12 protein-coding genes are annotated in these 12,972 nt (G+C 69.9%); 6 read left to right on the top strand and 6 right to left on the bottom strand.

Annotation, left to right across the window (positions count from 1 at the left end; genetic code table 11):
• From iolD to iolC, 4 genes are all read right to left on the bottom strand, one after another.
• A partial coding sequence (gene iolD / locus ACWDSL_RS26495; protein ID WP_450489442.1) for a 3D-(3,5/4)-trihydroxycyclohexane-1,2-dione acylhydrolase (decyclizing) occupies window positions 1–1,755 on the bottom strand: 1,755 nt, incomplete at its 3' end.
• Complete coding sequence (gene iolB, locus ACWDSL_RS26490; RefSeq protein WP_450489440.1) at window positions 1,752–2,672, bottom strand: 5-deoxy-glucuronate isomerase; 921 nt, start codon at window positions 2,670–2,672, stop codon at window positions 1,752–1,754. The genes iolD and iolB, both read right to left, overlap by 4 nt.
• Before the next feature lie 38 nt (window positions 2,673–2,710).
• Window positions 2,711–3,598 (bottom strand): Cgl0159 family (beta/alpha)8-fold protein, encoded by an 888-nt coding sequence (locus ACWDSL_RS26485; protein ID WP_450489438.1) that lies wholly within the window; start codon window positions 3,596–3,598, stop codon window positions 2,711–2,713.
• Window positions 3,599–3,716: 118 nt separating this feature from the next.
• A complete protein-coding gene (gene iolC, locus ACWDSL_RS26480) occupies window positions 3,717–4,664 on the bottom strand; it encodes a 5-dehydro-2-deoxygluconokinase (protein ID WP_358635865.1) in 948 nt (315 codons plus the stop codon).
• Between the two features lie 301 nt (window positions 4,665–4,965).
• Between iolC and ACWDSL_RS26475 the strand changes: the two genes are divergently transcribed.
• From ACWDSL_RS26475 to ACWDSL_RS26450, 6 genes are all read left to right on the top strand, one after another.
• Window positions 4,966–5,982 (top strand): sugar ABC transporter substrate-binding protein, encoded by a 1,017-nt coding sequence (locus ACWDSL_RS26475; RefSeq protein WP_450489435.1) that lies wholly within the window; start codon window positions 4,966–4,968, stop codon window positions 5,980–5,982.
• A 7-nt stretch (window positions 5,983–5,989) separates the two neighbouring features.
• Complete coding sequence (locus ACWDSL_RS26470; protein ID WP_450489433.1) at window positions 5,990–7,057, top strand: ABC transporter permease; 1,068 nt, start codon at window positions 5,990–5,992, stop codon at window positions 7,055–7,057.
• Window positions 7,058–7,062: 5 nt separating this feature from the next.
• The gene (locus ACWDSL_RS26465) at window positions 7,063–7,929 is read left to right on the top strand and encodes an ATP-binding cassette domain-containing protein (protein WP_450489431.1); all 867 of its coding nucleotides are present in this window, start codon (window positions 7,063–7,065) and stop codon (window positions 7,927–7,929) included.
• Between the two features lie 238 nt (window positions 7,930–8,167).
• Window positions 8,168–9,085, top strand: coding sequence for a sugar phosphate isomerase/epimerase family protein (locus ACWDSL_RS26460; protein WP_450489429.1), 918 nt, complete (start codon window positions 8,168–8,170; stop codon window positions 9,083–9,085).
• A gap of 59 nt (window positions 9,086–9,144) precedes the next feature.
• Window positions 9,145–10,164: a Gfo/Idh/MocA family protein gene (locus ACWDSL_RS26455; protein ID WP_450489427.1), complete on the top strand. Its 1,020-nt coding sequence runs from the start codon at window positions 9,145–9,147 to the stop codon at window positions 10,162–10,164.
• A gap of 291 nt (window positions 10,165–10,455) precedes the next feature.
• On the top strand, window positions 10,456–10,662 hold the full coding sequence (locus tag ACWDSL_RS26450) for a helix-turn-helix transcriptional regulator (protein WP_450489425.1): 207 nt from the start codon (window positions 10,456–10,458) through the stop codon (window positions 10,660–10,662).
• Window positions 10,663–10,680: 18 nt separating this feature from the next.
• Here ACWDSL_RS26450 and ACWDSL_RS26445 read toward each other — a convergent pair whose 3' ends face one another.
• Complete coding sequence (locus ACWDSL_RS26445) at window positions 10,681–12,048, bottom strand: 6-phospho-beta-glucosidase (RefSeq protein ID WP_450489423.1); 1,368 nt, start codon at window positions 12,046–12,048, stop codon at window positions 10,681–10,683.
• A complete protein-coding gene (locus ACWDSL_RS26440) occupies window positions 12,045–12,800 on the bottom strand; it encodes a DeoR/GlpR family DNA-binding transcription regulator (RefSeq protein WP_450489421.1) in 756 nt (251 codons plus the stop codon). The genes ACWDSL_RS26445 and ACWDSL_RS26440 overlap by 4 nt, the downstream gene beginning before the upstream one ends.
• Between the last annotated feature and the right edge of the window lie 172 nt (window positions 12,801–12,972).

Raw genomic sequence — 12,972 nt, 5'->3', positions numbered from 1 at the left:
CGGCCCACCTGCGTCTACGTGGAGACCGAAACGGCCGGCCCGGTGCCAGGCGCGCGCGGCGGCGAGCGCCGCGCGCAGCTCGGCCACGCTCCCGGCGCGGATCACCTCCATACCGAGCGAGGCGGCGTTGGCCGCCAGGTCGACCGGGAGCGGATCGCCGGTGTACGTGCCGTCGGCGGCGCGGAAGCGGTAGGCGGTGCCGAAGCGCTCACCACCAGTCTCCTCCGACAGGCCGCCGATGGAGGCGTAGCCGTGGTTCTGGATCAGCACGATGTTGATGTTGATGCCTTCCTGGACCGCGGTGACGATCTCGGTCGGCATCATCAGATACGTACCGTCCCCGACCAGCGCCCACACCGGGCGGTCGGGCGCCGCGAGCCGGACGCCGATCGCGGCCGGGATCTCGTAGCCCATGCAGGAGTAGCCGTATTCGAGGTGGTACTGGCGCGGCGAGCGGGCCCGCCACAGCTTGTGCAGATCGCCGGGGAGTGAACCGGCGGCGTTGATGACGACGTCGTCGTCACCGACGGTCTGGTCCAGGGCGCCCAGGACCTGGGTCTGGGAGGGCCGGGCGGACTCGTCCCCGGCGGCGTACGCGGCGTCGACCCGCTGCTCCCAGCGCGCCTTCCCGGCGGCGTACTCGGCCTCGTACGCCTCCTCGACTCGGTGCCCGGCCAGCGCCTGGGTCAGCGCCTCAAGACCGGCGCGGGCGTCGGCGACCAGGGTCGTCGCGCTCAGCTTGTGGGCGTCGAACGGCGCGATGTTGAGGTTCAGGAAGCGGACGCCGGGGTCGGCGAAGAGGGTCGCGGAGGCGGTGGTGAAGTCGCTGTAGCGGGTGCCAACGCCGATGACCAGGTCGGCGGTGCGGGCCAGGTCGTCCGCGACGGAGGTGCCGGTGTGCCCGATGCCGCCGATGTCGGCGGGGTGGTCGTGGCGCAGCGAGCCCTTGCCCGCCTGGGTGGAGGCGACGGGGATGCCGGTGGCGTCGACGAGCGCGCGCAAGGCATCCTCGGCCTCGCTGTGGTGGATGCCGCCGCCCGCGACGATCAGCGGCCGCCGGGCGGCGCGCACGGCCTGCGCGGCCGCGGCGAGCTCGGCCGGCTCGGGCGCGGGGCGGCGTACATGCCAGACGCGGTCGGCGAAGAACTCCTCGGGCCAGTCGTACGCCTCGGCCTGGACGTCCTGCGGGAAGGCGAGGGTGACGGCGCCGGTGTCGGCCGGGTCGGCGAGCACCCGCATGGCCTGGAGCGCGGCCGGGATCAGCGACTCGGGGCGGACGATCCGGTCGAAGTAGCGGGAGACCGGCCGCAGGCAATCGTTGACCGACACATCGCCCGCGAAGGGAACCTCCAGCTGCTGGAGCACCGGGTCGGCGGGGCGGGTCGCGAAGGTGTCGCCGGGCAGCAGGAGTACGGGCAGCCGGTTGACGGTGGCCAGGGCGGCGCCGGTGACCAGGTTGGTGGCCCCGGGGCCGATGGAGGTGGTGACGGCCTGGGCGGCGAGCCGGTTGGACTGGCGGGCGTAGCCGACGGCCGCGTGCACCATGGCCTGCTCGTTACGGCCCTGGAGATACGGCATGGTGTCCTGGCCGGTCTCCAGCAGCGCCTGGCCGAGGCCCGCCACATTGCCGTGGCCGAAGATGCCCCAGCAGGCGTTGATGAGGCGCCGGCGCGTCCCGTCGCGCTCGGTGTACTGGTGGGCCAGGAACTCCACCAGGGCCTGTGCCGTGGTGAGTCTGCGGGTGGCTCCACTCATGGTGTGTCTCCCGTGGGGGCGTCGTAGAGGGGGAGTCGGGGGTCGACGGGCCGGTCCGGCCAGGTGGCGCGGATCCAGGCGTGGTCGGGGTGGTCGCAGATCAGCCAGTCGCGCTCCTGGCCGGGGCCCGCCATGACGTTGAGGTAGTACATGTCGTGGCCGGGGGCGGCGATGGACGGGCCGTGCCAGCCGTCGGGGATCAGGACCACGCCGCCGGAGCGGACCTCGGCGAGCACATCCGTACCGCGGCCGCGGCCGGAGGGCGAGACCCGCTGGTAGCCGACGCCTTCGCTGCCGTGTGCCTCGGCGATCTCGAAGTAGTAGATCTCCTCCAGCTCGGACTCCTCGCCCGGACGGCACTCGTCGTGCTTGTGCGGCGGGTAGGAGGACCAGTTGCCGCCGGGGGTCAGCACCTCGACCGCGATCAGCTTGTCACACTCAAAGACCCCCGCCGCGCCGAAATTGTTGACCTGGCGGGAGCAGTTGCCAGTGCCGCGCAGCTCGACGGGGACGGCGGAGGCCGGTCCGTAGCGGGCGGGCAGCCGGCGCTCGCAGCGGGCGCCGGTCAGCGCGAACCGCCCGCCCGCCGCGCTCGCGATCCGCGCGTGCGCGTCGCGCGGCAGATACGCGAAGTCGGTGACGCCGCTGAACACACTGTCCCGGCCGTGCAGTTCGAAGGCTTGGCCCCCGGTCTCCACGGTGCAGCCGCCGCTCAGCGGCAGCACGATCCACTCGCTGTCGCCGGTGGCCAACTCGTGCGAGCCGCCGGCCGGCAGGTCGAGGACGCGCAGCGAGGAGTAGCCCCATCCGGCCCGCGCGGGGTCGATGTCCACGGCGTACGGTCCGCCGGCCGCCTTGCCGGCCTGCAGATGGAAGCCGGTGGAACCGGTGTAAGGGTCGCTGTCGCTAGTGGTCATGTCGTCAGTCTCCGCCTTGTTCCCTGGTCCCGGCGCCGTCACAGCAGTCCGACGGCCGTGTCGACGGCCTGCTCGACGGTGCCCTCCGCCGGGTAGAGCAGCGCGCGGCCGACCACCAGGCCCTGGACGGTGGGCAGGCTCAGCGCCTTGCGCCACTTCTCGTACGCGCCCTCCTGGTCCCGCGGGCTCTTGCCGACGTCCCCGCCGAGCAGCACCGCGGGCAGCGTGGAGGTCTCCATGACGGCGGCCATGTCGTCGGCGTCCTCGGTGACCGGCACCTTCAGCCAGGTGTACGCGGAGGTCCCGGCGAGCCCGGAGGTGATGGCGATGGACTTGGTGACGGCCTCGGCGCTGAGGTCGTTGGTGACCTTGCCGTCGATCCGGCGGGAGATGAAGGGCTCGACGAAGATGGGCAGCCGGCGCTCGGCCATCTCGTCGATGGCTCTGGCCGTCGACACCATGGTGGCCAGCGAGCCCTCGTCGGAGTAGTCGATGCGCAGCAGCAGCTTGCCTGCGTCGAAGCCGAGCCGGGCGATGTCCTGGGGCCGGTGGCCGGTGAAGCGGTCGTCGAGTTCGAAGGAGGCGCCCGCCAGGCCGCCGCGGTTCATCGAGCCCATGACGACCTTGTTGTCGAGGGCGCCGAGCAGCAGCAGGTCCTCGATGATGTCGGCGGTGGCGAGCACGCCGTCGACACCGGGGCGGGACAGCGCCACGCACAGCCGCTCCAGCAGTTCGGCGCGGTTGGCCATGGCCAGCTTGTGGCCTCCGACGGCGAGGGCGCCGCGCGCGGGGTGGTCGGCGGCCACGATCATCAGACGGCCGCTGTCGCCGACGAGGGGGCGCCGGACGCGGCGGGCGGCCGCCTCGGCGATCGCCTCCGGGTGCCGGGTCCGCACCTTGACCAGGTCGGGAATGCTGATGCTCAACGGGTGCTCCTCGAAGTCGCGTTCATGAGATCACGCCATCCGCTGGTCGCGCGGCCTGGTGGCGGCCGGAGGGCGAGGGGGCGGGTGATCAAGAGAAGGGGTGGCTGGTCACCTGTGGTCAGTCCCCGGCGAGCAGGGCCTCGACCTCGGCTTCGGTGGGCATCGCGGAGGAGCAGGCGAGGCGGGACGCCACAATCGCGCCCGCGGCGTTGGCGTACCGCATGATGCGCTCCAAGTCCCAGCCGGACAGCAGGCCGTGACACAGGGATCCGCCGAACGAGTCGCCCGCACCCAGGCCGTTGACGACCTCGACGGGGACCGGCGGCACCTCGGCCGTGGTGCCGTCGCGGTGTACGGCGAGTACGCCCTTGGGGCCCTGTTTGACGACGGCCAGCTCCACCCCCGCCTCCAGCAGGCGCTCGGCGCAGGCCGCGGGCTCCCGCACCCCGGTGGCGACCTCGCATTCGTCGAGGTTGCCGACGGCGACGGTGGCGTGGCGCAGCGCCTGGGCGTAGTACGGGCGGGCCTCGGCCGGGTCCGGCCAGAACATCGGCCGCCAGTCCAGGTCGAAGACGGTCGGGCCGGCCTTGGCGCGCGCCTCCAGGGCGGCCAGGGTGGCGGCGCGGCTGGGCTCTTCGCTGAGGCCGGTGCCGGTCATCCAGAAGATCCGGGCGGCGCGTACGGCGTCGAGGTCCAGCTCACCGGGGTGGATCTCCAGGTCGGGGGCTTTGGGCCGACGGTAGAAGTACAACGGGAAGTCGTCGGGCGGGAAGATCTCGCAGAACGTGACGGGGGTGGGGTAGGCGTCGACGGGGGTGACCCAGCGGTCGTCCACGCCGAACTCCCGCAGCGCCTGGTGGATGTACTCGCCGAAGGGGTCGGCCCCGGTGCGGCTGATCACCGCCGTGCGGCGGCCGAGCCGGGCGGCGGCCACCGCGACATTGGTCGCGGAGCCGCCGAGGAATTTGCCGAACGTCTCGACCTGCGGCAGGGGGACACCGATCTGCAGGGGATAGATGTCCACCCCGATCCGGCCCATCGTGATCAGGTCGTACGGCTCACTCATGCGTACCCCTTCAGGAAAGACGCAGCTCAGGCGGCAGCTCAGGCTCACGGCCCGCCCAATGTGCGGGCGGCTGTGGCCCTTCAGGTCTAAGGGTGTCCCCCATCCCCTGTCAAGGATTTGTCCTTACATTCGGACCTATCAAGGGCGCATCAGGGGCGTCGATGGGTGACGTTATCGCCTCGTTACGTCCAGATGAAATGTTGTCATGACAAACCCTTGACAGCCGACGGCCCCGGGGAGTTGGCTCCCCTTCGCAAAGGCCGCGTTAACGACGGTCCCGGCTTGAGAGGTGCTGGAAGAGATGAACCTCAGAATCAACCGAACCCGCAGAGCGACGGCCCTGGCCGCCCTGGCCACGGCAGGCGTCCTCATCGCCACCGGCTGCAGCAGCAGCTCAGGGGGCAAGAAGGCCCAGGAAGCCTCGGACGACATCTCCGCCGGCAAGGCGAACACCCCCCGGTTGAAGATCGCGATGATCACCCACGCGGCACCGGGCGACACCTTCTGGGACACCATCCGCAAGGGCGCCAAAGCGGCGGCCGCCAAGGACAACGTCGACCTGGTCTACTCGAGCAACCCCAACGCGGCCGACCAGGCGAACCTCATCCAGAACGCCATCGACCAGCACGTCGACGGCATCGCGGTCACCCTCGCCAAGCCCGACGCCATGAAGGGCGTCATAGCGAAGGCCGAGAAGGCCGGTATCCCTGTCGTCGCCTTCAACGCCGGACTCGACAACTGGAAGGACATGGGCCTGCTGGAGTACTTCGGCCAGGACGAGAACATCGCCGGCCAGGCCTTCGGCAAACGGCTGAACGAGATCGGCGCCAAGCACAACATCTGTGTGATCCAGGAGCAGGGCCATGTCGCCCTCGAGGCCCGCTGCGCCGGTGTGAAGAAGACCTTCAAGGGCAAGACGGAGAACCTTTACGTCAACGGCACCGATATGCCGTCGGTCAAGTCGACGATCACCGCGAAGCTCAGGCAGGACTCCAGCATCGACTACGTCGTCACCCTCGGCGCCCCCTTCGCCCTGACCGCCGTCCAGTCCGCCGACGAGGCCGGGGGCAAGGCCAAGGTCGCCACCTTCGACCTCAACAAGGACCTCGTCAACGCGGTCAAGAGCGGCGATGTGCAGTTCGCCGTCGACCAGCAGCCGTATCTCCAGGGCTATCTGTCGATCGACTCGCTGTGGCTCTACAAGGTCAACGGCAACTTCAGCGGCGGCGGCGAGAAGCCCGTGCTGACCGGGCCCGCCTTCGTCTCCAAGGACAACGTGGAGACCATCGCCAAGTTCGCCGCGAAGGGCACTCGGTGATCGCCCGATGACCCAGACCACGACGCCGGCGGCGGCGACGCCGCCGGCCTCCCCCACCGTCCACAAGGCCCGCACCACCGAGCGCTCGCTGCTCCGCCGGACGCTGGCCCGCCCCGAGATCGGCGCGCTGGTCGCGGCCATCGGCGTCTACGTCTTCTTCTTCGCCGCCGCCCCGACCTTCCGCCAGGCCGACTCCTTCGCCACGGTCCTCTATCAGGGGTCCACCATCGGCATCATGGCCCTGGCAGTCTCCCTGCTGATGATCGGCGGCGAGTTCGACCTGTCGGCCGGTGTCGCCGTCACCTCCTCGGCGCTGACCGCGAGCATGCTCAGCTTCCAGCTCACCACCAATGTGTGGGTGGGAGTCCTGGTCGCCCTGGCCGTCTCGCTCACCGTGGGCCTGATCAACGGCATCCTGCTGATCAAGACCGGACTGCCCAGCTTCCTGGTCACCCTCGCCAGCTTCCTGATGCTCCAGGGCGCCAACCTGGCCGTCACCAAGCTGCTGACCGACAATGTCGCCACCGACACGATCAATGACATGGACGGCTTCGACCAGGCCAAGTCGGTCTTCGCCTCCGAGGTCTCGATCGGCGGCATGGATGTGAAGATCACCGTGCTGTGGTGGCTGTTCTTCGCGGCCATCGCCACCTGGGTGCTGCTGCGCACCAAGTTCGGCAACTGGATCTTCGCGGTGGGCGGCTCCAAGGAGAGCGCCCGGGCCGTGGGTGTCCCGGTGACCTTCACCAAGATCGCGCTGTTTATGACGGTGGGCTTCGCGGCCTGGTTCGTCGGGATGCACCTGCTGTTCGAGTACAACACCGTGCAGGCCGGCGAGGGCGTGGGCAACGAGTTCTACTACATCATCGCGGCGGTGATCGGCGGCTCTCTGCTCACCGGCGGCTATGGCTCGGCGATCGGCGCGGTCCTGGGCGCCTTCATCTTCGGCATGGTCAACCAGGGCATCGTCTACGCCAACTGGAACCCCGACTGGTTCAAGTTCTTCGTCGGCGTGATGCTGCTGCTCGCGACGCTGGTCAATCTGTGGGTGCGCCGCCAGGCGACCAGGAGGTGATGGCAATGGCCACGAACGTGACCAAGGAAGCCGCCGCGGGCCGAAGCCCGGAGCCGGTGGTCCGGCTCGACGGAGTCGGCAAGCTCTACGGCAACGTCCGCGCGCTGAGCGGAATCGACCTGGCCGTACGGCCGGGCCAGGTGACCTGCGTACTGGGCGACAACGGCGCCGGCAAGTCCACCCTCATCAAGATCGTGTCCGGGCTGCACCAGCACGACGAGGGGGAATTCCTCGTCGACGGCAATCCGGTACGCCTGTCCAACCCGCGCGACGCCCTCAACCTCGGCATCGCCACCGTGTACCAGGACCTGGCCACCGTGCCGCTGATGCCGGTGTGGCGGAACTTCTTCCTCGGCTCCGAGCTGACCCGCGGCCCCTGGCCCGTACGCCGCCTGGACATCGAGCGGATGAAGCGGATCACCGACGAGGAGCTGTCCGCCATGGGCATCCACCTCGACGACCTGGACCAGCCCGTCGGCACCCTCTCCGGCGGCCAGCGCCAGTCGGTGGCCATCGCCCGGGCCGTGTACTTCGGCGCCCGGGTGCTGATCCTGGACGAGCCGACGGCGGCGCTCGGCGTCAAGCAGTCCGGAGTGGTGCTCAAGTACATCGCCGCCGCGCGCGAGCGCGGGCTCGGCGTCATCTTCATCACCCACAACCCCCACCACGCCTATATGGTGGGCGACCATTTCTCGGTGCTCAGGCTCGGTGCGCTGGAGCTGAACGCCGGCCGTGCGGACGTCACCCTGGAAGAGCTCACCAACCACATGGCGGGCGGGGCCGAACTGGCCGCGCTCAAGCATGAGCTCGCGCAGGTCCGCGGGGTCGATGTGGAGGAGCTGCCGGAAACGGTGCAGACCCCCTCCGCCTGATCCCCGTCCCGCCGGCTCGCCCCATCTCCTGGCATCCTGCTCCTGACATCCTGACCTTACGTCCGAATGTCCTGACGAAACCTTGACGGATGGCCACCCGGCCCATGAAGCTGCCCAAAACAGCATCACCCGGGCACCACAGCCCCACCCGCACCACAGCAGCACCGCACCGCAGCCCCACCCGCACCGCACGCCCCCTTCCCCGGTCGCCGACGACCGGTGAGAGGAGTTCCCCTTCATGACTGCCGCCTCCCCCGCACCTGCCCTGGACCGCATCCGGGTCGGTTCGGCCCCCGACTCCTGGGGCGTATGGTTCCCCGACGACCCGCAGCAGGTCCCCTGGCAGCGCTTTCTCGACGAGGTCGCCGAGGCGGGCTACGAGTGGATCGAACTGGGCCCGTACGGCTATCTGCCGAGCGACCCGGCGCGGCTCACCGAGGAGGTCGGCCGGCGGAATCTGAAGGTCTCGGCGGGCACGGTCTTCACCGCCCTGCACCGCGGCCCCGGCGTCTGGGACGCCACCTGGGAGCATGTCTCCCAGGTGGCCGGGCTCACCCAGGCCATGGGCGCCCGCCATCTGGTCGTCATCCCGTCCTTCTGGCGGGACGACAAGACCGCCGAGCTGATCGAGCCCCCGCAGCTGACCGCCGAGCAGTGGCGCCATCTGTCCACCGGTATGGAGCGGCTGGGCCGCCAGGTGCGCGAGCGCTTCGGGCTCGACATCGTGGTCCACCCGCACGCCGACACCCACATCGACGGCGAGGAGAACGTCGCCCGCTTCCTCGACTCCACCGACTCCGACGTGGTCAACCTCTGTCTGGACACCGGGCACTACGCCTACTGCGGCGGCGACAGCGTCAAACTCATCGAGACCTACGGCGAGCGCATCGGCTATCTCCACCTCAAGCAGGTCGACCCGGAGATCCTGGCCGACGTCGTCAAGAACGAGGTGCCCTTCGGGCCCGCCGTCCAGCGCGGGGTCATGTGCGAACCGCCGAACGGCGTCCCCGCCCTCGAACCCGTGCTGACCGCGGCCCAGCAGCTGAACGTGGATCTGTTCGCCATCGTCGAGCAGGACATGTACCCCTGCCCGCCCGACAAGCCGTTCCCGATCGCCCAGCGCACCCGCCGCTTCCTGCGCTCCTGCGGCGCCTGACGCTTTCACCCGCCACACCGGAACAGCCCGCCACACCGGAACAGGAGAGAAGACACACCATGACGCAGCAGGGGACGCTCGGGGTCGCCGTCATCGGGACCGGCATGATGGGCGCCGATCATGTCCGTCGGATCAACGACGTGATCAGCGGGGCGCGGGTGGCCGCCGTCGTCGATATCGACGAGGCACGCGCCAAGCATGTCGCCGACGGTGTCGAGGGCGCCGCGGCCTACACCGACCCGGCCGCCGCCATGGCCGCGCCGGACGTGGACGCCGTACTGATCGCCTCGCCGGGACCGGCCCATGAGGCCGCGCTGCTGACCGCCTTCGAGCACGACCTGCCGGTGCTGTGCGAGAAGCCGCTCACCCCGGACCCGGACTCCGCGCTGCGGGTGCTGGAGGCCGAGCAGCGGCTGGGCCATCGCCGGGTGCAGGTCGGCTTCATGCGGCGCTACGACAGCGAGTTCATGAAGCTCAAGTCGCTGCTCGCGGGCGGCGAGCTCGGGCGCCCCCTGCTGCTGCACTGCCGCCACCGCAACGCCTCCGTGCACTCGTACTTCACCAGCGACATGCTCATCACCGACTCGGTGGTGCATGAGATGGACCAGTCCCGCTGGCTGCTGGAGCAGGAGATCACCGCGGTGACCGTGCTGCGCCCGACCCCCAGCGCACACGCCCCCGAAGGGCTCAGCGACCCGCAGTTGGTGATTTTCGAGACCGACGGCGGCTCACTCGTCAACGTCGAGATCTTCGCGACCTGCGGCTTCGGCTACCAGGTGCAGGCCGAGGCGGTCTGCGAGCGCGGCACCGCGCGCGTCGGCGACGCCCACGGCATGCTGATCAACCGCACGGGCGGCTGGGGCGGCGAGATCGCCCCGGACTTCGTGGCCCGCTTCGAGGAGGCGTACGACCGCGAGGTGCAGGCCTGGGTGAACGCCACCCGGCGCGGCGAGGTGGAGGGCCCCAGCACCTGGGACGGCTATGCCGCTGCCGCCGTCAGCGCGGCGGGGGTCCGGGCCCAGACCACGGGCGAGCGCACGGCGGTCGAGATGATCGAGCGCCCCGCGTTCTACGCCTGAGTCGTTCTACACCTGAGCCGTTCCACGGCTGAGCCACCTCGCACAGTGCGGCAGGGTGACCCGGTGTTCTCACGCTGGGTCACCCTGCGTTGTCCCGCTGGGTCACTCGGCTGTCACGGCCGTCACATCTCCGCGATCCTTCCGTCACAGACGTTCAACAACGCCTATCCGGGCGTCACTCACCGTCGTTGACCGGGCACAGGCTGAGTGATCACAAGCGGTCGCGCCGCAGCTCCCCCCAACGGCCCTTGGCGGACCGTTGACTGCGGCGCCCGCAGGAAGGCGCGAGAGATGACCGACCGGAGGCTTTGGTCGTACAAGGAGATCGCCGCGCACATCAGTGTGCGGACGGACACCGTACGGTCATATCGCAAGCACGGCCTGCTGCCGCCCCCCGATCACGTGGAGGGCGGCAAGCCGTATTGGTACGCGGACACCATCCGGACCTGGGTGACCCTCAGACCCGGCAACCGCTCCCGGCGTGATCCCAGAGACTAGGCCCCCGGGCGGACGCCGTCAGGCGGAGCGGTGGAACACCGCCGCGACCTCGGGGATGCGGTCGATATAGCCGTCCAGCAGCTTCCGGCCGACCGTCACCGAGTCGACCAGCGGGTGCAGCGAGAACGCCTTGACCGCGTCCGCCCGGGACCCCGTCAGCGCGGCGCTGATGGTCAGCCGCTCCACCGCCTTGACCTGCTGCATCAGCCCCGCCTGGGACAGGTCGGGCGGTGTCGTGGCCAGCGGGTGGACGCCGTTGGCGTCGACCGTCACGGGCACCTCGACCACCGCGTCGGCGGGCAGCGCGGCGATCGTGGTGCCGTTGCGCACGTTGAGGATCATCGTGGCGCGCTCATTGCGGCTGATCGCCGCCATGACGGAGAGCGCCACCCCCGCGTACCCCTGGTGGGCGGGGTCGGGGCTGAACGCCTCATCGGGCGGTGTCTCGCCCTGCACCGTGCCCTTGGCCTCGGCCATGTAGTTGGCACTGCGGTTGGCGACCGTCTCGCGCCACAGCTCCACCGGCGACGCGCCGGCCGCCTGCGTCACCCGCTCGTAGAACTCGCCCTGCTGGCGGGACAGGAACTCACCGCGAGTGCGCGGGGCGTCGAGGATGCCCCGTACCGCGTCCCGGTTGAAGTAGTAGTAGTACAGGTACTCGTTGGGGATCAGCCCCAGGTCGCGCAGCCATTCGCGGCCGAAGACCACGCCCTCCTCGAAGTCGCCGAGCAGGTCGTCGTCGGCGAGCAGCCGAGGCAGTACGTCCTCGCCGTCCACCAGCACCCGGCGCATCCAGCCCAGGTGGTTGAGGCCGACGTAGTCGAACTGGGCCCGGGAGGCGTCGAGTCCGAGCGCGGTGGAGACCCTGCGGCCCAGGCCGGACGGCGTATCGCAGATGCCGAGCACCCGGTCGCCGAGCACGCTCTGCATCGCCTCGGTGATCATCCCCGCGGGGTTGGTGAAGTTGATGACGTACGCCTTGGGCGCCAGCTCCCGCACCCGCCGGGCGATGTCCATCATCACCGGGATGGTCCGCAGCCCGTAGGCGAGGCCGCCGGGCCCGGTGGTCTCCTGGCCGAGTACGTTCAGGTCGAGCGCCACCCGCTCATCGCACACCCGGCCCGCGAGACCGCCCACCCGGATGGCGGCGAAGACGAAGTCGCTGCCTTCCAGGGCGGAGTCGAGCGAGGTGGTCGCGGTGACCTTCGGGGCGTCGGGGTGGCCGTCGGCGAACCGGGCGAGCACGTCGGTCATTGCCTTGAGCCGTTCGGCGTCGGTGTCGTACAGCCAGACGTCGTCGATGCGCGGGGAGCCCTGGTCACGCAGCAGGGCCTGGTAGACGTACGGCACCCGGAAGCCGCCACCGCCAAGGATGGACAGTTTCATGCGGAGATCACCTTTCCGCCCGCCTCGCGGCAGAGCTGGACGGTCTGAGGATCGGCGCCCTGCGTGGTGATCAGGACGTCGACATCGGAGAGGGAGCACAGGCGCAAGGAGCCCGAACCGGGGAACTTCGCCTCGGAGGCGAGCAGCACCACCTGGTCGGCGGCCTCGATCAGGGCCTGCTTGATCGGCGCCTCGACCGCCATGTTGTCCACCACATGGCCGCCTGAGCGCACCCCTGTGCAGCTGAGGAACACCAGGTCGGCGCTGACCTGGCGCATCGCGGTCTCGGTGAGCGAGCCGACGAACGAACGGAAGTTGCGCCGCAGTACACCGCCCAGCAGCACCAGCCGCACGGTGTCGTCGTCGCGCAGCTCGTCCAGCACCGCCAGGCTGCTGGTGATGACGGTGACCGGACGGCCGCGCAGCCGGCGGGCCAGCAGCGGGGTGGTGGTGCCGATGTCGAGCACCACCACGCTGTCGTCGGGGACCAGCGCGGCGGCCTGCTCGGCCATGCGCTCCTTCATCGCCCGGTCCTTCGCCGCCGAGACATCGAACGGCGCCTCGGGCTGGCGCATGGTCAGGGCAGCGCCGCCGTAGGTGCGTACCAGCTCTCCGTCCTGATCCAGCTGCTTGAGATCACGCCGGATGGTGGATTCGCTCACCTGCAGGCTCTCGGCCAGGTCGCGCACCGATGCGACGCCGGTCGCCCGCAGCGACTCCACGATTCTCGCATGCCGATTTCTCGAAGTCACGCAGTGACGGTAGCACCGATGACTGACTTCGGTCATCGTGGCAAGAAACAATCACTTTACTGACCGAATCTTGTCATCAGCCGATCTCATTGCTCATAGTTGAGCACCCACCGGTCACAGCCGCCGTGTCATCGGCACATGGACGGCGCTTGGACGACGCATGCACGGCGCT

It is taken from the genome of Streptomyces sp. NPDC000941 (assembly GCF_053599555.1).
This window is presented reverse-complemented; position numbering and strand designations above follow the sequence as displayed.